The organism is Glaciimonas sp. PCH181, assembly GCF_003056055.1.
Classification (GTDB): domain Bacteria; phylum Pseudomonadota; class Gammaproteobacteria; order Burkholderiales; family Burkholderiaceae_D; genus Glaciimonas.
In genome coordinates, this window is the sequence record NZ_PYFP01000001.1 from 346769 (window position 1) to 366343 (window position 19575).

Consider the following 19575-nt stretch of genomic DNA (forward strand, 5'->3'; position numbering starts at 1 on the left):
CACCCAATGCCTGTGAGCGCGCATCCTATTTCAGCTAGGTTTGCTGTACCTGTGTTCGTCCGCCGTGTGTTGGGTAATCCACCACTTTTTCTGGGCATTCTTATCGTCGGCGGCATCATTCTGGTGGCGATGTTTGCTGATTTTATTACGCCCGCCGATCCGATTGTCGCTGATCCATTGATCCGTTATCTACGCCCCTTTTCTGCGGGGCATTTCTTAGGAACGGATGAAATCGGTCGGGACATCCTGAGCAGACTTATTTATGGTTCCCGACTAGCACTTTTAGTCGCCGTTGTTCCCACTTTAATTGCGATGTTTATCGGTGGCTGCATCGGCCTGATTAGCGGCTATGTGGGAGGCGTCTGGGACACCATCGTCATGCGTATATTTGATGTGATGTTTGCGTTTCCAGGCATTCTGTTAGCCCTCGGCATCAGCGCAGCACTTGGCCCTGGATTGAGTTCTATGGTGATTGCGATGATGGTTGTCACCATTCCCGCGTTTGGACGGATTACGCGCGGTATGGTGCTGGGAGTGAAAGAAGAGTTATACGTCGAATCAGGGCGAACATTGGGCTATAGCCAGATTCGCATTATGTTAAGACACGTTCTGCCGAACGTAGTGGGTCCCGTCATCGTATACGGCACCCTGCAGACTGGCCGAAACGTGATTTTGGCGGCCAGCCTGAGTTTTCTGGGGCTGGGCGCGCAACCGCCGACAGCTGATTGGGGTCAGATGTTAAGTAGCGGACGCGCAGCGCTTGCCACAGCACCGTTCGTAGCAACTATTCCTGGGCTTGCAATTGTTTTGCTAGCCATTGGTTTTAATCTCATTGGCGATGGTGCGCGTGATCTGTTGGATCCACGTCGCCAGCGCGGTCTGAAGTAATTCACGGAGCATCAGCTTATGCTAACCTTCATAGCACGTCGGCTGCTGCAGATGATCCCGGTCATTCTCGGGGTTTCGCTTGCAACCTTCCTTTTATCTCAAATTCTTCCCGGCGATCCTACCGGCGCGCTACTTGGGGCTGGTGCCACTGAAGCAGATCGGCAGCAACTACGATTAGCAATGGGTCTGGACCATCCGCTCTGGATGCAGTATCTGCATTATTTATGGAAGCTTCTGCATGGCGATCTCGGCCAGTCGTTAACGTTTGCCCAGCCTGTCTCCGAGGTGCTGTCAGACACTTTGTTCAACACCGCGTTGTTGTCGGTTTCAGCAATCTTTCTTTCTTCGATTGTTGGCATCGCCATCGGTAGTTGGGCGGCTTTGAAGCCGGGTTCGGCCAGAGATCGCACGCTTTCTATTTGTGTATTGATATTGAACAGCATGCCGTCATTCTGGCTAGGGCTGCTATTAATCATGGTGTTTGGTTTGTATGCCGGGGTGTTGCCGGTTGGAGGCATGTCTTCTTTTGACGATGGCAGCATAGTAGACATCGCTAAGCACATGGTGCTGCCGACTATTACGCTTGCCGCATGGTCGGTCGCCATCATCGCCAGCATGACACGCTCCGCTTTGCTGGATGTAATCGGAAGCGATTACATTCGTACCGCTCGCAGTCGCGGCATCGGCGAACTCTCGATTGTGCTACGACATGCGCTGCCAAATGCCATGCCAGCGATCATTACCGTCATCGGTTTGCAAATGGGATTTATGCTCAGCGGTGCTGTATTAACCGAGTCCGTTTTTTCCTGGCCAGGTGTCGGATTGGCGATGTATCAGGCCATTTCCACACGCGACATTCCGCTGATTCAAGGTGGAATTCTCATGCTCGCGCTCTCATTCGTGATAATCAATTTCATCGTGGACGTGCTCTATGCTTACTTCAATCCAAAAATCGAACTCGCCTGAGTTTATGTCAGCTACCTCTTTTATTGCGCCACTTCCCAAGGCACCAGCACCCAGTATTTTGGAGTTACGTAATCTGAGTGTTACTTACGGACGCGATGCATCGTCGGTGAATACTGTGAATAATGTTTCTTTCTGCGTGGCTAAAGGCGAAGCGCTGGGAATTGTCGGGGAATCAGGATGTGGTAAAAGCCAGACGATGCTGGCGGTACTGGGACTTTTACCGCAAGGCGGCCGGATTAGCGCGGGTGAGGTGTTATTTGAAGGGCAGGATCTGACAAAGTTGTCACAGCGTGCGTTACGCAACGTCAGAGGTCAGGGCATTGCGTTGATTTCCCAAGATGCGTTGTCCGCTTTAAATCCTGCTATGACGATTGGCACACAGATGGCCGAGCCATTAGTCAAATATGGTGGCATGACCCGCACTGCAGCGCGCCTGCGCTGTATCGAACTTCTTGAGTTTGTCGGCATTCCCGGAGCTGCATCCCGGCTGAGTACTTATCCGCATCAACTTTCTGGCGGAATGCGACAACGCGTGCTGATCGCCATGGCGGTTAGTTGCAATCCAAAAGTACTGATTGCTGACGAACCTACTACCGCGCTGGATGTGACGATTCAGGCGCAAATTCTGGACTTGTTGCACCGTCTCAGAAGCGAGTTGGGGATGGCATTAATTCTGATCACGCATGATTTAGGCGTGGTCGCGGGAGTGGCCGATAAAGTCGCCATTATGTATGGTGGACGAGTGATCGAAACTGCGTCAACGGATATCATTTTTGATCAGCCGCGGCATCCTTATACGCGCGCATTACTGGATGCGATTCCGGCACTGGGCGGCGCGGTCAGGGAGCGTCTGAAACCGATACCGGGCTTGCCCCCCGATCCCAGACATCCCGTACCCGGTTGTGCTTTTAATCCCCGTTGTGGATTTGTTAAATCGCTTTGCACTCAGGAGTTGCCTGATTTGGCGCAAAAAGACTCGTGGCCTTCTCATTTGATTCGTTGTAGCGTTGATCCATTGAAGATTGAGGACCAACAGCTTGCAAGTCTGTATCAAGCCAGCTTACGGAGCGCGCCATGATCGACCAAAATATCCTTAATGCTGCAGCGGGTATTGCTGTACGCGACATTCAAGTGCACTTCCCGATCCGAACCGGTATTCTTCGACGCGTGACGGGTGCCGTGCGCGCAGTTGATCGTGTTTCGTTCACGATTCCAAACGGGACAACCGTGGGTTTGGTTGGCGAAAGCGGCAGCGGTAAAAGTACTATGGGCCGTGCTCTGCTCGGCCTGACGCCGATTGTCGGTGGTGCTATCCACTATTTCGGTCAGGAAATGAAGACGATACAGAGTCATCGTGAGAACTTGCCGAGACTGGCCCAACTGGTATATCAAGACCCTTACGCCAGTCTTAATCCGCGGATGACCATCGGTGCAATACTGCGTGAAGTATTGACGGTACATCGCATGGTGCCCAGCGCTGAAATTGATCGCAGGGTGGCAGAATTACTCGACAGCATTGGTCTGCGCAAAGAAATTGTGCTGCGCTATCCATTTGAATTGTCGGGCGGGCAGCGGCAGCGTGTAGCCATCGGTCGGGCGTTAGCGATTGAACCGCGCTTCATCGTGCTGGATGAAGTTGTATCGGCGCTTGATGTCAGTATTCAAGGGCAAATTATCAACCTGTTACAGGATCTGCAAAAAGAACGTAATCTCACCTATCTGTTCATCACGCATGATCTTAGTGTGGTGCGGCATATGTCGCATCAAATCGTCGTGATGTATGGCGGGAAAGTAATGGAGGTGGCGCTACGGGATCGCTTGTTCACAACCCCGCATCATCCTTATACGGCGGCATTGCTGTCTGCGGTTCCTGTGCCTGACCCAAAGGTAGAGCGCGAACGGCGTCGTATCGAGGTCCGCGCAGAACCGCCAGATCCATCCGCGCCGTTACCGGGATGTCGATTTCAGCGTTCCTGTGCTTTTGCGACTGAAATCTGCAAAACGGATGAGCCATTACTTAGGACTGTATCCGGTGATCATTTGGCGGCATGCCATCATATGGAGCGTCCTGATGTGCGAGAGGCGGTCACGAAAACAGTGCAAGGTCTGTCGTTTTAAAGACGCATACGGAAAATGCCATTGGTTTGCTAGCTAATCGGTATTAGCCAACCGCTACATTTGCATCATTGGTTTAAAAAATGACGCTATTGAAGCTGGCTTAGTAACGTAATCGCTCTTGGTCAAAAAAAACCACCCAAATTTTGGGGTGGTTAAGGAGGTGATCGTGCACGCTGGTCGATTTAACCTGGTACGGATCTGGGACGACACGTAGAGCATGGCGTATTGCATTAGCTCGCACTATCGGCGATCCCGGTTTCTTTATAGGGGAATCCCTTAGCGAGACCGCAATAAAGACGTAATAAGAACGGATTGCGCCGTTTATGCCGGGAAGAACGATCCTTGCAACACTGTGGAATAGCGCTGCTTTTCGTAAGCGGTGCGTTAAAATGGCCTAGCTTCTTTCGAGGCCAAAAATAACAGAAGAATATTTCACAGGAATTGCAATGACTAATGGCGTGACAAAAGGGTTATCAAAAGACGAATATGATGCACTGGGACATATCGCGCGCGGACCTGCGCGTGGGGCTGAGACAACTTGCGTAGCGCGCAATGCGAAGCGTCTGTCCGGGCTGAAATACGTTGCTTATGGCAAACATGGGCAACTGGCTTTAACCGAAAAGGGCGAACAGACCTTGTTTGTCAAAAGCTGTATCGACGGCTTACGCGCTATCTCCACCGATCCTTTGGCCCCGCTTGACGCTGATGTTGAGGCGTTTTTGGGTAGAAAAGGCCATATTATCCCCAGCTCCTCCGGCGATGGTTTTGAAATCACGGTACGCGGACAAGAAAGCCTTGCTGACATTGACGCTAGCGCCAGTTAGTGCCAGTTAATGCGGGTGGACGATGTTTCGGTGAGTAGCAGGGAAATAACAAAGGATGTGTATGCTGTGCGACGCTTGTAATGCGATAGAGTTAAGAAAACGTAAGGGGCTGGGGCATGCAAAGCTGATGCCAGTGGGCGAACCTGTAAAAGTACGTAATATGGGCCAGCCAGCCGTGATCATGACCCATTATGTCTGTGAGGATTGCAGTACAAAATGGCAATATGAAGATGATCGGCGCGACGTTTATGCAGGATGGAGTATCGAACCGTAAATCGCGGCATAATCGTCAAAATAGATGCAATTAACCTGAATGGGAGCAGAAAATGGCGACAAATACACCAACGCCAGATGCGGATGATGGCAAATTATCAAGCCAGAAACAGTCTGTTCCCAGCACGACTAAAGATGAAGCTAAGCCGCCTGCGCAGCATATATTGCATGAAGTGTCGGTAGAAGCGGACGGCAGCGAAGACCCTGGCGCGGGTATCGAGCAAATGGTGGAATCGAAAAAAGAGAGCGGCAGCAGTTTGTTGCATACCGACGCAGCGGAAAATGCTCCGTCATCATCACCTAAAAAGTCTGATTAAACAGCACTGACGCTGACCTAACAAAAATCCCGGCTGCTGGCGTGCAGTCGTCCTAATAGCGGGGACAAATCCACCAGCCGCTTGGCGACCAAATGGCGAACGTTGTCTTTGCTTTGCCAAATTCCATATACCCCCAGAAGTGTAGCGCCCAGTATTTCTTTGCGTTGTTTATCGACCAGCGCTGGCCAGATGATGACGTTGATCGATCCAGTTTCGTCCTCGATGGTTACAAACATGGTTCCTTTGGCGGTGCCGGGGCGTTGACGCACCGTGACGATGCCGCAGCCGCGGGCTAGTTGGCCGTCAGCAAAGGTGTTGAGGTCATCGGCGGTGACAAAGCGTTTGGCGCTTAATTGTTCGCGCAAAAATGCTAACGGATGGCGGCCTAACGTCAGACCCATTGTGTGGTAATCATTGACCAGACTTTCTGCGTCGCTGGGGGCGTTTAGTAATAACGGCGCTTCTGTCACTTTGGCGGTTTTGAGTAAGTCTTTATCGGGTGCGCTGATCAGCGCTTGCCATAAGGCCTGACGGCGATTGCCGGAGAGGGCGATTAGTGCGTTTGCGGCAGCTAAAGCCTGTAATTGATCGCGCTTTAAGTTGGCGCGTAAGGCCAGATCGTGGATGTCGCTAAAGGCGCGGACTGCGCGCGCTACTTCAATTTCCAAAACACTTTCTGACGATAGACCACGCACTAAGTTCAAGCCCAGTCGTACGGCGGGACGGGCGGCTTCTGGCTGGGAGGATGTTTCCAGCATTGCATCCCAATTACTGACCGTGACATCCACTGGCAATACTTCCACGCCATGCCGCCGCGCATCTTGCATCAGTTGCGATGGCGAATAAAAGCCCATCGGTTGACTGTTCAGCAGAGCGCATAAAAACGCTTCCGGTTCATGACATTTTAGCCAGGCGCTGGCATAGGCTAACAGCGCAAAACTGGCTGCATGACTTTCGGGGAAGCCGTATTCGCCAAAGCCTTGAATCTGGCTATAGATGGCTTCGGCAAAGGCGAGGCTATATTTGTTGTTCGCGGTCATGCCGGTGATCAGTTTTTCGCGATATTTTTCTAGTCCGCCTTTGCGTTTCCATGCGGCCATTGCACGGCGCAGGCCGTCGGCTTCGCCGGGGGTAAATCCGGCGGCGATGATGGCGATTTGCATGACTTGTTCTTGAAAAATAGGGATACCTAAGGTGCGTTCCAAGGCGATTTTTAATTCATCATGGGGCAGGGTGCTTGGTTCCTTTTCTTGTTTGCGGCGTAGATAGGGATGGACCATGCCGCCCTGAATTGGCCCGGGTCGGACAATCGCTACTTCGATAACCAGATCGTAAAATTTTGTTGGTTTCAAGCGCGGCAGCATGCTCATCTGGGCACGGCTTTCGATTTGGAATACGCCGATGGTATCGGCCTTGCAGATCATCTCGTAGGTGGCGATATCTTCGGCGGGAATCTGGTTTAGTTCGAAAGGTTCGCCGCGTTGTTCTGCGACCATTGCGAGTGCGCGCCGTAACATGCTTAGCATGCCGAGCGCGAGGATGTCGACTTTGAGGATGCCTAGCGCATCCAGATCGTTTTTGTCCCATTGGACGACGCTGCGGTCTGGCATGGCGGCGTTTTCAATGGGGACTAAACGCGATAATTTGCCGCGTGAAATGACGAAGCCGCCGGGGTGTTGTGACAGGTGGCGCGGGAATCCTAATAGTGTGTGGGATAGCATTGCCCATTGCTGGGCGAGGGAGGTGTCGGGGTCGACGCCGCATGCCAGAAAATGTTGTTCGAGTTGATGTTTGTCGTCCCACCAGCGATGGGATTTGGCGACTTGGTCGATAACGCCGGGGTCGACGCCGAGGGCTTTGCCGACATCGCGCAGAACGCTGCGGGGGCGATAGCTGATGACGACAGCGGTGAGGGCTGCGCGCAGGCGGCCGTATTTGTTGTAGATATATTGGATGACTTCTTCGCGTCGCTGATGTTCAAAATCGACGTCGATATCGGGGGGCTCGTTACGTTCTTTGCTGATAAAACGTTCGAATAGGAGGGTGCCACGGGCTGGGTCGACGGCGGTGATGCCGAGGCAATAGCAGACGGCGGAATTGGCGGCGGAGCCACGTCCTTGACAGAGGATGTCTTGGCTGCGGGCGAAGCTGACGATATCGTAGACGGTTAAAAAATAAGATGCATAGCCGAGGTCATTGATGAGGTCGAGTTCTTGTTTTATTTGTTGTTGGACCGTTGGGGGGATGCCTTGTGGAAATCGCTGGTGGGCACCGATGAGGGTTTCCTGGCGTAAATAGGTGGTTGGGGTGTGGTTTGCGGGGACGGATTCATCGGGGTATTCGTAGCGGAGTTCGTCTAGTGAAAATGTACATAAATTGGCGATGGTGATGGTTTCGTTTAGTGCTGCTGCTGAGTAGAGGTTGGCTAGGCGCAGGCGGGTGCGGAGGTGTTGTTCGGCGTTTGGGGCGAGGTTGTAGCCGCAGGCGGCGACGGGTTTGCCTAGCCGGATGGCGGTTAGGGTGTCTTGCAGGGGTTTGCGGGAGCGCACGTGCATGCAGACATCGCCGGTGGCGACTATTGGGATGGCTAGGGTGTGGGCGATTGTTTCTATGGTGGTGCGGTGTTGTTCCTCGTTGGGGTGGTGGAGCAATGTCAGACCTATCCAGGCGCGGTTTTGAAAGGTGTTTTTTAGCCAGCTTGCTTGAGTGGCTAGCGTGGTTGGGTTGATGTTGTGGGCGGGTAATAGGATTACCAGGCAATCTGGCAGATTGCGTAGGTGGGCGTAGGGGGTGTTGGTGATGTTTGTATTATCCAAGTCGTCGGCGCTTAGGCGATAGGTGCCTTTGGTTGCACGGGTGCGGGCTAGGGTGATTAGCTCGGCTAGGTTTCCGTAACCTTCGCGGTTTTGGGCTAATACTATTATTGAGAAAGTTGGGTTTTCTTCTTTGTCTATTAATTGAAATTGGCTGCCGATGATCAGATGTAGATTGTGGTTTTTTGCTTCGGTGTGGGCGCGGACTACACCGGCTATTGAGCATTCATCGGTGATGGCCAGAGCGCTGTAGCCTAGCTTTGCAGCGCGGGCTGTTAGCTCTTCTGGGTGGGATGCGCCACGCAGGAAGCTGAAGTTTGTTGCGCATTGGAGTTCTGCGTATTTTGGGAGATTGTTCATTTGGGTTTTGTTTCGGTTTGGCGTTATTTAAAACGTGCTTTTCTTCGTGGTTAGCTCGTCGGGGGACCTTAGCCGAAGCAAGAACAAAGTGACCGGCTCCGGCTGCCGAGCCGCCCCCGGCTTGCCTCTACGGAAAACAAACCGTTTTAAATAGAAACATAAGAATAAACCCATAAAATCAAAATCAAAGAATTCCCGATTGACGATTTCTTCGGTGACGCCTTCTTAAACAACAGCGCGAAATCGAAGAAATAAACCAACCACTAAACCATCCCATACGGCAAAAATTTAAAGAAAATTTGCACTTTTTCCATCATGCCGCCCATACATCCGACATTCAGCCGCCAGCGCTAACAAATTCGGATCTCGCTCCCGACTTTTCGGCAGCAGCAACGTAATCCGCTGCCTTACCCCATATTTAGACGCCAATCCGATCAACTCAATGTGCGCACTAAATTTCCCCACCCGCCCGGGCAGCAAACTATACCCAATCCCGCCGCTCACCAAATTAATCAAAGAAAAAATATCCTGCACCCGCATACTGATATTCGGCGTAAATCCCGCCTTCTCAAAACACAACGAAAAATCCTGCGAAGTAACAAACCCCTCCGTCAGCGTCACAAATTTTTCATCTCGTAAATCCTGCAAATCAATACTCTTTTGACCCGCAAAAGGAGAGTTTAACGGCGCTGCCAAAAAAACATCATCATCAAATAACGGCACCGCAATCAACGCCTGATTATTCGCATCGCTATGCGCTTTAGTCTCGATCGACTGATTAATATCGCTTTGCTCATGCAAACCAATTACGATCGCGTCCAGCTTGCCATCAGCCAATTGCTGCATCAAATCCCGGTTCGATCCTAACGTTAAATCAATATCTAACGCAGGCTTACGCAGTTTTAACCCAATCATCAATTGCGGAATACACCGCAACGTCAGCGAATAGAGAGAACCGATTTTCAACCGCGTGGCGTTAAATCCAGCCGCCTCATGCACCTTACGCACACCTTCCTCACACTCATTTCTGGCGCGTTGCGCATACTCAGCAAAAGTATAAGCAGCCTGCAACGGAATCAAACTGCGGCCCTCACGCTTAAACAGCGGACACCGCAAGGCTTCCTCCAATGAATGCAAAGAACGATGCACGCTGACCGTGCTTTGGCCCAACAACTCGGATACCCGCGCCATATTATTAAGCTTCATGAAAGCCAGAAAAACTTCCATTTTTTTCAACGTAATTGCATCGTCGATTGCCATATTGTCTCCGTCTTTTTATCGTTTTTAGTGACGCTGGTCGTAATCGAAATGTTGATTGAGCGATGACGAAGGAACGATAGTTATGCTCGACTTTACGCGAAAAGATCGGCATGTGTGCCTGCGCGCACAAACACGATTAAACCATTTTTTGTGCTGTCATCAATCTTGTAGGCCAGCAAAAAGTCGCCACCAATATGGCATTCTCGATGCCCGTCCCATTCACCGCCCAATGGATGATCTAGCCACTCAGGCCCGAATTGGGCATCGTTGGCGATCAGCAGAGCATTGCCTCTTTGATCCGATACATGTCATACCGCCCAGACCGTGATAACCGTTCCCAATCTTTCAAAAACGACTTTGCGTAGTCCGCTGCACGCGGCAGTGGAGCGCGCTTACTTGCGGTTGTTCTTTTCAATGTCATCAAATAATTCGGTGGCGGTATTAAAGCGGGTACGCCGCGCTTGAGCTATCTCGTTTGCTTTAGTCATGGCTGCACGCGTTTCCACGTTAGGGACTTCCAGCGCGAACGGCATTTTCTGTTCAGCAACGACACGTATTAAAAATACGCGTACGGCATCAGAGATTGACAACCCCATTGCTGCGAGTGTCTCGGTGGCTTGCGCCTTAATTTGTTCATCCACGCGGACGTGGACCATTGTGGTGGTAGCCATAGGGCCTCCTTGGATAGTTGCGATACATTGTATCTCAGCTTTCTCCGTCACAAATTGACTGAATTCTGAAGATCATTACCTTAAAAGTAATAAATCAACATAAAGGTTGATTGAAGTGTCATCCACTTCCTTCTAATGTATTTACCACGATGACTGAACGCCGGAGTAGAGATGCAAGCCCAAAAACAGCTGACGCGCCCACTTAATCCGCAGTGGAGCAAGCGCCGTACCGAGAAGAACCGCCGTCTGGCAGCAGTCGCGCATTTGGCCGATGGTCCGGTGTTGCGCACCGCCGATATACTCCCCGCGTTGCAAATGCTGATTTCGTCCGGCGATAGGGTCGTGCTGGAGGGGAATAATCAGAAGCAGGCCGATTTTCTGGCGCGTTCTTTAGTGCAGATTGATCCGGCTAAAGTGAACAATCTGCATCTGATCATGCCCAGCGTCAGTCTGCCAGAACATCTTGATCTATTCGAGCGCGGTATTGCCCGTAAGCTTGATTTCGCCTTTGCGGGTGCGCAAAGCTTACGAATCTCCCAGCTGTTGCAAGACGGGGTATTGGAAGTCGGTGCGATTCATACCTATGTTGAGTTGTATGCGCGGTTGTACGTTGATTTGACGCCAAATGTGGTGTTGGTGGCCGGTTTTAAGGCGGATCGGCAGGGTAATCTTTATACCGGGTCTAGCACGGAAGATACCCCCGCATTGGTCGAGGCGGCAGCCTTCCGTGACGGTATCGTGATCGCGCAAGTCAATGAAATTGTCGATGATCCTGCCGATTTGCCGCGTGTGGATATTCCCGGTTCGTGGATCGATTTTGTGGTGCAAGCTGACAAACCTTTCTTTCTGGAACCATTGTTTACCAGAGACCCGCGTCTGATCAAGCCAGTGCACGTGCTGATGGCGATGATGGCGATCCGGGGCGTGTATGAGCGTCATCAGGTGCAATCGCTGAATCATGGCATCGGCTTTAATACTGCCGCCATCGAATTGATTTTGCCGACTTATGGCGAAAAACTGGGCTTAAAAGGCAAAATTTGTAAAAACTGGACCCTCAATCCGCATCCGACGTTGATCCCTGCGATTGAGTCCGGTTGGGTGGAAAGCGTGCATTGCTTCGGTGGTGAGCTTGGCATGGAAAATTATGTCGCTGCGCGTCCGGACGTATTTTTCACTGGCAAGGACGGATCGATGCGGTCTAATCGTGCTTTATGTCAGCTTGCCGGTCAATACGCGGTTGATCTGTTTATTGGCTCGACCTTGCAAATGGATGGGCTGGGTAATTCTTCCACCGTGACGCGCGGGCGTTTAACCGGCTTTGGTGGCGCACCGAACATGGGCCATGATCCGGGCGGTCGTCGCCATCCTAGCCCTGCATGGCTAGATTTGATTGAAACCGACGATCCGTTGGCGCGTGGTAAAAAATTGGTGGTGCAGATGGTGGAGACTTTTCAGGGCGGCGGTCAGCCGACGATAGTCGAAACGTTGGATGCGGTTGCGGTAGGTAAAGAATCCGGGATGCCGATTGCGCCGATCATGATTTATGGCGACGACGTGACGCACGTGCTGACCGAAGAAGGTATTGCCTATTTGTACAAAGCGCGCTCGCTGGAAGAACGCAAGGCGATGGTGGCGGCGGTGGCGGGTGTGACGCCGATTGGCATGCATCACGATCCGGCGACGACTGCAAAATTGCGCAAGGATGGTTTGATTGCGCTGCCTGAGGATATGGGCGTGAATCGCAATGAAGCCACGCGTTCGCTGCTGGCGGCGAAAAGTGTGGCCGATCTGGTGACGTGGTCCGATGGCTTATATGAGCCACCGGCAAAATTCAGGAGCTGGTAATGATTGCGGTCGCTGATGTTGCTTGCTTGCAGAGACCGGTTGTCGTTGATCAGACCGCAACAGCGTTTGCCGAACGTCTGGCGCAGATGGTGGTGGCGGCGTTGATTGATGAGGTCACGCTGACGCCGAAGCCGGGTCTTGTCGATATGCGCAGCCGTGGTGCCCACGATGATTTGAGTTGGCTTTTGATGTGCCATTCGGCTTGGGTTTTACGCCCGACTTTTGTTGCGATGGCGCTGGCGGGGCAGACTATTTCAGCGCCTCAGCAATTGCGTGAAGAAATCGGGCGGATTGGGCGTGAAGGTGAAGCTGCAATGATGGCTGCAACCGGCGGCGTCAATACCCATCGCGGAGCTATCTGGGCGCTCGGTTTGTTGGTGACGGCAGTGGCGCAGAATGCCGGTTCGGTCAAGGCTAGCGCGGTGACTAACCGAGCGGCACTGCTGGCGCGTTTGCATGATCAATTTTCTCCAGAAATGACGGGTAATAAAGGCGAGCGCGCTTGCCAGACTTATGGCGTCGGCGGTGCGCGGGCACAGGCGCAAGCGGGCTTTCCGCACGTGTTGAATATGGCATTGCCATGCTTAAAACGTAGCCGTGCGCGGGGTGATAGTGAAAACGTGGCACGCCTGAACGCGTTGCTTGCCATCATCGCGGAGTTGGACGATACCTGCGTGTTGTCGCGTGGCGGCGTTGACGCACTAGATGCGGTGCAAGGCGGTGCGCAGCAAGTGTTGGCGTTGGGTGGCGTTGCTGCCGCACAAGGAAAAATTGCGCTGCAAAAGTTGGAAGACGATTTGTTGGCGCGCCATGTTTCGCCGGGCGGTGCAGCGGATTTGTTGGCGGCGACCTTATTTCTGGATCAACTGGAAACCGAATTTTCATGATGCATCTGGCAGAAAAAAAGAGGGACAACTGATGGAAAAAATTTCTTATGAATTTGCTGCGGGTAATCCAGCAATAGGACGCGTTCTAGCTGGCGTAGTCGGTTCTGGCGATCTGGAAGTATTGGTTGAGCCGCAGAGTGCACCGCTGAAAGCTGGCTTGACGACAATACAGGTCAATACGTCGGTGGATGGGATGGCGAGCGTATGGGAAGCATTATTGCGCCGCATTTTTACTGCCGCATTGTTGCCCGCCATGCAGGTTGAGATTAACGATTTTGGCGCAACGCCCGGCGTGGTGCGCTTGCGGATTGAGCAGGCATTTGAAGAACTCAAACTGACATGAAATTGATATAAAGCAGAGGCCCCGATGAATACTGAACAATTACTCAAGCGCGAGAGTTTTATTGAAATGACGGCGCGTAGCCGGGCACAGGCGCTGCTGGACCCCGGTTCGATGCGCGAACTTATCGGTCCGTTTGACCGGATGCGCTCACCTTGGCTGGCGATGCAAGGCGTGGTCACGCAATCGGATGATGGCGTGGTGGTGGCCAAGGGAAGCTTTGATGGGCAGCCTTATCTAGTATTGGCGATTGAGGGTGCATTTCAGGGCGGCAGCCTTGGCGAAGTCGGCGGCGCGAAGATTGCTGGCGCGCTGGAACTGGCGGCTGAAGATAATCGCAACGGTATTCCGACTGGCGCGACGATTCTGTTTGAAACCGGCGGCGTGCGTTTGCAGGAGGCCAATCTGGGCTTGGCCGCGATTGCCGATATTCATTCTGCGATTGTTGATTTGCGCCGTTATCAGCCAGTGGTAGGAATTTCGGCAGGCACGGTGGGATGTTTTGGCGGAATGTCCATTGCCGCTGCGCTATGCAGTTACCTGGTGGTGACGCGAGAGGCCAGAGTCGGATTGAATGGCCCGGCGGTGATCGAACAGGAAGCCGGTATCGCCGAATACGATTCTCGCGATAGACCGTTTATCTGGAGTTTTACTGGCGGTGAACAACGCTTTCAAACAGGTCTGGCCGATGCTTGCATTGAGGACGATAGCGCATTGATGCGCACAACGCTGCGGGAGTTGATCGTGCGTGGCGTACCGACTAAACATCGCAGCGAACAGTCGCAGGCTTTCCTGGCATGTCTGGATGCGGTTGATGCCAGTGTGCAGGCGACACCGGAAATGGTGCGCAGCATTTATCAGAAAGGGCTTTCATTATGAGCGCAGTGATAGACGCGACATCGACGCAGAGTCGCGGTGCAGTCTGGTTGACACAATTGACCGATAACGCGGCTTTGCAGGCAGGTTATGTGGCTTCAGTATTGGTGGCGGATGCGGATTTGGCAGGGCGGCGCACGCGGTATATCGCCGTTGTTCCCGATCCGGAAAATCGCTTTCCACGTGCACGCAATGGCGAGGTTGGGTTGGTCGAGGGCTGGCAGTTGGCGCGCGCCGTGCAAGAGGTGATTGATGCGGATCAATACAGCGACAACAAAACGCCTATCGTCGCGGTGATCGATGTTGCTAGTCAGGCTTATGGACGACGTGAAGAAGGTTACGGCATCCATCTGGCGTTGGCTGCTGCTGCTGGGGCTTACGCCAGTGCGCGATTGGCTGGTCATGCCGTGATTGGTCTGATCGTTGGCAAAGCGATGTCTGGGGCATTTTTGGCGCATGGTTATCAGGCTAATCGGTTGATTGCGATTGATGATCCTGAGGTAATGGTGCACGCGATGGGTAAGGCTTCGGCAGCACGGATTACATTACGTTCGGTCGAGGCGTTGGAGGCGTTTGCTGCAAAAATTCCGCCGATGGCTTATGACATTAATAGTTACGCCTCGCTAGGATTGTTGTGGAAATGCTTGACGCTGGAACAGCCGGATAAGCCTTCGGCAATCGAGGTGGCGACGGTACGGCAGAGTTTACAGGCCGCCCTAAAGAATATTGAAGTAGATCCGTTGCGGGATTTAAGCAGTCGATTGGGCGCAGAGAATCGGCAGGCCTCGGCGAAAGTGCGTGAGATGTTGCGGGCGCAGTGGAAGGATGAAGCGTAACCGGCGTAACAAGCTCGCGTTTAATTTGGTGTATCAATATTTCAAAAAATAACATTTAGCGCAAAAGCTAAAACCGATTCAGATCAACACTGAAGTCATTGAAGGAGACAAACATGATTATCTATGGAACCGCTTTACTGGCTATCTGCCATTTGCTCGGAATTTTTCTGGGTGATTTGCTGGGTCATTTGATTGGCGTTAAAACGAACGTTGGCGGCGTCGGTATTGCGATGCTGCTGCTTATTTTTGCGCGACTGTATATGCAACCGCGTGGCTTGTTGCCGAAACCTACCGAAGCAGGAGTGGGATTTTGGGCGGCAATGTATATCCCGGTAGTGGTGGCGATGGCGGCGCAACAGAATGTGGTGGCGGCATTGCGGGGTGGGCCGGTCGCTTTGCTGGCGGCGTTTGGGGCGGTTGCGTTATGCGCTTGCTGTATCGCGTTGATCAATCGGTTTGAACCTGCGACGACTGAAGATCCTTTCGCAGTCGAAGCAACGCCATCAGCTTAACCAGGAGACATCATGTTAGAAATATTTGAAAAAGCCGCGCTGCAAAATGGCTTGGTAGCCGCTTTTGCGGTGGTCGGTATTATTATTTTTGTCTCCGGTTATTTGTCGCGCTATCTGACGTTTGGGCGAGTGCACGGATCGGCGTTTGCAATCTTGATCGGCTTGGGACTGGCTTACTGGGGCGGTATTCATAGCGGTGGCGAAAAAGGATTGGCCGATATTTCTCTGTTCGGCGGCATCGGACTGATGGGCGGTGCGATGTTACGGGATTTTGCGATTGTGGCTACCGCGTTTGAAGTGCAGGCCAGCGAGGCCCGTAAGGCCGGATTGATCGGCGTTGTTGCGTTGCTGTTAGGAACGATCGTGCCGTTTATTGTCGGTGCCAGCGTTGCGTATGCTTTTGGCTATTCCGACGCGGTCAGCATGACGACTATTGGCGCCGGGGCTGTGACGTACATCGTTGGTCCGGTGACCGGCGCAGCGATAGGCGCAAGTTCGGATGTGATGGCGTTGAGTATTGCGACCGGTTTGTTGAAGGCGATTATGGTGATGGTGGGTACACCGATTGCAGCACGTTTTCTAGGCCTGAAAACGCCACGATCAGCGATGGTGTTTGGTGGTTTGGCGGGGACGGTAAGCGGTGTTTCTGCTGGGTTGGCCGCAACGGATCGGCGGTTGGTGCCTTACGGTGCGCTGGTGGCGACATTCCATACCGGGATTGGCTGTTTGCTTGGACCGTCGGTGTTATTTTTTGCGACGAAAGCGCTGATGAGGTAGGGTAGTGAAGGGAGATCAGAGGCTTGCTTCGGTCTCCTTTTTGCCTGTTAAATGTTACCTGTTAAATGTTACTTGTTGCTTATTGCTTGTTAAGTGCACTGATTGAACACTTCTTCCGATGCTAAAAAATTCTGCTCACGACGATAGTAAGTCGGTTCCACGTGCCCATGATCTGTTATGGATTTCGGGTCTGGATGCCCTTGTCGCAGAGCAGCCTTTTCCAGCGTGGGTCAGCGCCGAGTGGCTAGAACGCGCGCCGGTGGTCATTCGCCGCGAGACGGTGGAAAATGTTGCATGGCTTCCGGTCGGATTACGCGGCAAAACGCGGAGTGAACGCTTCAAGGCATTGCTGTCTGCCGAGGCGGTCACTAAACATATTTCGCCAGAATTGTTGGTGCGCACTGAAGCGTGGAATATTCATTCCCAGTATAAAATTTTTCCCGCGGTCGAAGCGCTTGCGAATATGGCTGCGGCTATGAATGCGCTTGGTCTGGATTGGGGGCCGACCGGCAGTGTTGGTTTTGCGCTGGCAAGTGGATTGCCGGTCTTGCGTGAAGACAGTGATCTCGATTTAGTGATCAGGACGAACGCACCATTTTGCACCCCGCAATGCGAACTACTGCAAAGCGTGTGCGCATCGTCAGCGTGCCGCATCGATCTGCAAATCGATACAGGTTATGGTGGCTTTGCTTTTGCTGAGTGGATCAGCGGACGCAAAACTGTGTTACTAAAGACGGGTATTGGCCCCTTTCTGACCGCAGATCCATGGGCCTATGAGGATAATCACCGGCCTGCCGCTGGCAGTGCATCATGAGCGTTTTATTTACTTTCCCCGGTCAGGGTGCGCAACGGCCCCATATGCTGCATACGTTGCCGCAAGACCCCGAAGTTCAACGCACGCTGGATGAAACCAGCGCCATCCTCGGCAGCGATCCTTTACTTCTTGACACTGACTCAGCGTTAAATTCTACTTACGCGGTGCAGCTTTGCCTGCTGGTAGCCGGGGTTGCCATGGCACGTGTTTTTGTTGCCCAACATGCAGCGCCAGACATGGTGGCCGGTTTGTCGATAGGCGCGTATCCGGCAGCCGTGATGGCTGGCGTATTGGACTATGCCGATGCGGTGAAGTTGGTGCAGCGGCGCGGACAGTTGATGGAGAGCGCTTATCCGCATGGCTACGGAATGGCGGCGATCAGTGGGCTGGACCGTTATCAATTAGCGCCGCTTATTGCAAAAATTCACTCCGATGCGACGCCGGTGTATATGGCTAATTTGAATGGGCCACGCCAAATCGTGATATCCGGTGGAGAGTCGGCGATGCAAGCGGTGATGACGCTGGCGTTGGCATCCGGTGCAACTAAAACGACTAAACTTGCCGTGAATGTACCGTCGCATTGTGAGTTGTTTGATGCGGCGGCAGTGGAGATGCAGACAGCCTTTTCTATGGTGAAAATCGAACGGCCTCGGATAACCTATCTTAGCGCCAGCGCTGCACGGGCAATGTTCGATCCGGTCCAGATTGCCAACGATCTGGCGCAGAATATGGCAAAACAAGTGCATTGGTCAGACACCGCCAGACTAGCCTGGGAGCGTGGCGCACGGCTGGCGATTGAGATGCCAAGCGGGAACGTATTGACACATCTGACTGCGCCGATATTTGCAGAGGGGTTGGCGATCGCTTGCGATGGGAATCGGATTGATACGTTGTTGGCGTTGATTGCACGGGAATGAAATGGCTGAGACGGTACTCAGGTGGCCGCGTTTTTAGCCGGTTCATACACAGTCGCGGCTGTTTGTCGTAAATCGTTTGTGTCTGAAATATTTGGTCAGCGGTAATTTAAATAGAAGCAATTCGGTCAGAAACGGCATGTGGCTTAAAATGGCGGCGTTGCGTACACTACCGCGCTATCATTTTATTTTCTCTAAGCCATGACCCTTAATATTAACGAAGACCTCCGTGCCTATATCGATCCATTGAGCGAAGATGAATTCGCTGCGCTGGAACGTAGTTTGTTGTCGGAAGGCTGCCGCGACGCGTTGGTACTGTGGGGCGACATTCTGGTGGATGGACACAACCGCTATAGCATCTGCCAAAAGCACGAAATTTCTTTTAATACGATGCAGAACAGTACGTTCAAATCCATCGAAGATGTGCATCTTTGGATGATCGATAATCATCTGGGGCGGCGTAGCGTATCGGATTTTCAACGCGGAGTGCTGGCATTACGCAAGAAAGAGATCGTATCGGCACGCGTCGCACAGACTCAATCGCAGCAATCCTCCGCAGAACCGGCTAGCGCTGATCCATCCGCGCAGTCCGAGGGAGAACCGCCGTGGACGCGCGAAACGGTGGCGCGTGCTGCCCGCGTGAGCAGCGCGACTTTGGGGCAAATCGAAAAAATCCAGAAAACGGCCGCGCCAGAGTTGGTCAGCGCCGTGAAATCAGGCGTCATTTCGATTAATGCGGCGGTTGCCGTGGCTTCCTTGCCTAGCGAGGAACAGATCGCAGCCGTTGCGGGCGGCAAGAAAGAACTACGCCAGGCGGCAAGACAGGTGCGTGAGGCGCGACTGCCGCCAAAACCTAAGGTCGAAGTGGATGCGCCGCCCAGCGACGCCTCGCCTGATCAACTGGAAATTTACCGTTTGACGTTAGCCGTCGCCGAATTGACGGAAGAGCGTAATCAGTTGAAGAAGAAGGTGCAGAACTTGACCATTGCGCTTTCAGAGGCGCGGAGCGGCGAATAAGGCAATGTTGTAAAAGGTGTCCCGTTTCGGCCAAGAGTTGGTCTTGTTGGTCTTAATACTATCTTTCCATCACCGGTCTTTGCACCCATGTAGCTGCTAAAGATTCACCCATCCAGACCGTCCTTCGCATTTTTGCTTAGCATGCAGGCAAGAAAGTTTGCGCATTGATGTTTTTATATGCTGTTGATCGAAGCGTGGTCATTCCAACAAACCGGTGATATCGATGCAGAGCGCTGATGGCAAATGGGGCGATCTGCACCTGCCGGA

General features: G+C 52.6%; 20 protein-coding genes and 1 pseudogene. 17 read left to right on the top strand and 4 right to left on the bottom strand.

Features of this window, described 5'->3' with window-relative positions; all coding sequences use genetic code 11:
- Positions 1-6 precede the first annotated feature (6 nt).
- The 7 genes from C7W93_RS01460 (at position 7) to C7W93_RS01485 (ending at position 5386) form a co-directional block, all read left to right on the top strand.
- On the top strand, positions 7-888 hold the full coding sequence (locus tag C7W93_RS01460) for an ABC transporter permease (RefSeq protein WP_108438424.1): 882 nt from the start codon (positions 7-9) through the stop codon (positions 886-888).
- A gap of 18 nt (positions 889-906) precedes the next feature.
- Positions 907-1854, top strand: a complete 948-nt coding sequence (locus tag C7W93_RS01465; protein ID WP_108438425.1) for an ABC transporter permease — start codon at positions 907-909, stop codon at positions 1852-1854.
- 4 nt (positions 1855-1858) lie between these two features.
- Positions 1859-2932, top strand: coding sequence for an ABC transporter ATP-binding protein (locus tag C7W93_RS01470; RefSeq protein ID WP_108438426.1), 1074 nt, complete (start codon positions 1859-1861; stop codon positions 2930-2932).
- On the top strand, positions 2929-3972 hold the full coding sequence (locus C7W93_RS01475; protein ID WP_108438427.1) for an ABC transporter ATP-binding protein: 1044 nt from the start codon (positions 2929-2931) through the stop codon (positions 3970-3972). Before C7W93_RS01470 ends, C7W93_RS01475 begins: the two co-directional genes overlap by 4 nt.
- Positions 3973-4418: 446 nt before the next feature.
- Positions 4419-4796 carry a hypothetical protein gene (locus C7W93_RS01480; protein WP_225869720.1) on the top strand — a complete coding sequence of 126 codons (378 nt, stop codon included), beginning with the start codon at positions 4419-4421 and terminating at the stop codon, positions 4794-4796.
- 127 nt (positions 4797-4923) lie between these two features.
- A complete protein-coding gene (locus C7W93_RS24540; RefSeq protein WP_161539851.1) occupies positions 4924-5070 on the top strand; it encodes a hypothetical protein in 147 nt (48 codons plus the stop codon).
- A 52-nt stretch (positions 5071-5122) separates the two neighbouring features.
- The gene (locus tag C7W93_RS01485; protein ID WP_108438428.1) at positions 5123-5386 is read left to right on the top strand and encodes a hypothetical protein; all 264 of its coding nucleotides are present in this window, start codon (positions 5123-5125) and stop codon (positions 5384-5386) included.
- 17 nt (positions 5387-5403) lie between these two features.
- Here the strand turns inward: C7W93_RS01485 and C7W93_RS01490 are convergent, their stop codons facing one another.
- The 4 genes and pseudogenes from C7W93_RS01490 to C7W93_RS01505 form a co-directional block, all read right to left on the bottom strand.
- A complete protein-coding gene (locus C7W93_RS01490; protein WP_108438429.1) occupies positions 5404-8559 on the bottom strand; it encodes an error-prone DNA polymerase in 3156 nt (1051 codons plus the stop codon).
- Positions 8560-8847: 288 nt separating this feature from the next.
- Positions 8848-9819, bottom strand: a complete 972-nt coding sequence (locus tag C7W93_RS01495; protein WP_108438430.1) for a LysR family transcriptional regulator — start codon at positions 9817-9819, stop codon at positions 8848-8850.
- Between the two features lie 92 nt (positions 9820-9911).
- A pseudogene (locus C7W93_RS25395) lies at positions 9912-10240 on the bottom strand (type II toxin-antitoxin system YafQ family toxin).
- Positions 10212-10490 carry a type II toxin-antitoxin system RelB/DinJ family antitoxin gene (locus tag C7W93_RS01505; RefSeq protein WP_201747140.1) on the bottom strand — a complete coding sequence of 93 codons (279 nt, stop codon included), beginning with the start codon at positions 10488-10490 and terminating at the stop codon, positions 10212-10214. Before C7W93_RS01505 ends, C7W93_RS25395 begins: the two are co-directional and overlap by 29 nt.
- Positions 10491-10661: 171 nt before the next feature.
- On the opposite strand from C7W93_RS01505, the gene mdcA reads away from it, so the two are divergent.
- From mdcA to C7W93_RS01555, 10 genes are all read left to right on the top strand, one after another.
- The gene (gene mdcA / locus C7W93_RS01510; protein WP_108438431.1) at positions 10662-12335 is read left to right on the top strand and encodes a malonate decarboxylase subunit alpha; all 1674 of its coding nucleotides are present in this window, start codon (positions 10662-10664) and stop codon (positions 12333-12335) included.
- Complete coding sequence (locus C7W93_RS01515; protein WP_108438432.1) at positions 12335-13222, top strand: triphosphoribosyl-dephospho-CoA synthase; 888 nt, start codon at positions 12335-12337, stop codon at positions 13220-13222. Before mdcA ends, C7W93_RS01515 begins: the two co-directional genes overlap by 1 nt.
- 31 nt (positions 13223-13253) lie before the next feature.
- The gene (locus C7W93_RS01520; RefSeq protein ID WP_108438433.1) at positions 13254-13565 is read left to right on the top strand and encodes a malonate decarboxylase subunit delta; all 312 of its coding nucleotides are present in this window, start codon (positions 13254-13256) and stop codon (positions 13563-13565) included.
- Between the two features lie 24 nt (positions 13566-13589).
- Entirely contained in the window at positions 13590-14441 is an 852-nt protein-coding gene (locus C7W93_RS01525; RefSeq protein WP_108438434.1) for a biotin-independent malonate decarboxylase subunit beta, read from the top strand.
- An 8-nt stretch (positions 14442-14449) separates the two neighbouring features.
- On the top strand, positions 14450-15274 hold the full coding sequence (gene mdcE, locus C7W93_RS01530) for a biotin-independent malonate decarboxylase subunit gamma (RefSeq protein ID WP_370446436.1): 825 nt from the start codon (positions 14450-14452) through the stop codon (positions 15272-15274).
- Positions 15275-15387: 113 nt separating this feature from the next.
- The gene (gene madL / locus C7W93_RS01535) at positions 15388-15786 is read left to right on the top strand and encodes a malonate transporter subunit MadL (protein ID WP_108438436.1); all 399 of its coding nucleotides are present in this window, start codon (positions 15388-15390) and stop codon (positions 15784-15786) included.
- 12 nt (positions 15787-15798) lie between these two features.
- On the top strand, positions 15799-16563 hold the full coding sequence (gene madM / locus C7W93_RS01540; RefSeq protein ID WP_108438437.1) for a malonate transporter subunit MadM: 765 nt from the start codon (positions 15799-15801) through the stop codon (positions 16561-16563).
- Between the two features lie 118 nt (positions 16564-16681).
- A complete protein-coding gene (locus C7W93_RS01545) occupies positions 16682-17377 on the top strand; it encodes a malonate decarboxylase holo-ACP synthase (protein ID WP_108438438.1) in 696 nt (231 codons plus the stop codon).
- Positions 17374-18294 carry a malonate decarboxylase subunit epsilon gene (gene mdcH, locus C7W93_RS01550; RefSeq protein ID WP_108438439.1) on the top strand — a complete coding sequence of 307 codons (921 nt, stop codon included), beginning with the start codon at positions 17374-17376 and terminating at the stop codon, positions 18292-18294. The genes C7W93_RS01545 and mdcH overlap by 4 nt, the downstream gene beginning before the upstream one ends.
- 198 nt (positions 18295-18492) lie before the next feature.
- Positions 18493-19308, top strand: coding sequence for a hypothetical protein (locus C7W93_RS01555; RefSeq protein WP_108438440.1), 816 nt, complete (start codon positions 18493-18495; stop codon positions 19306-19308).
- Positions 19309-19575: the final 267 nt, after the last annotated feature.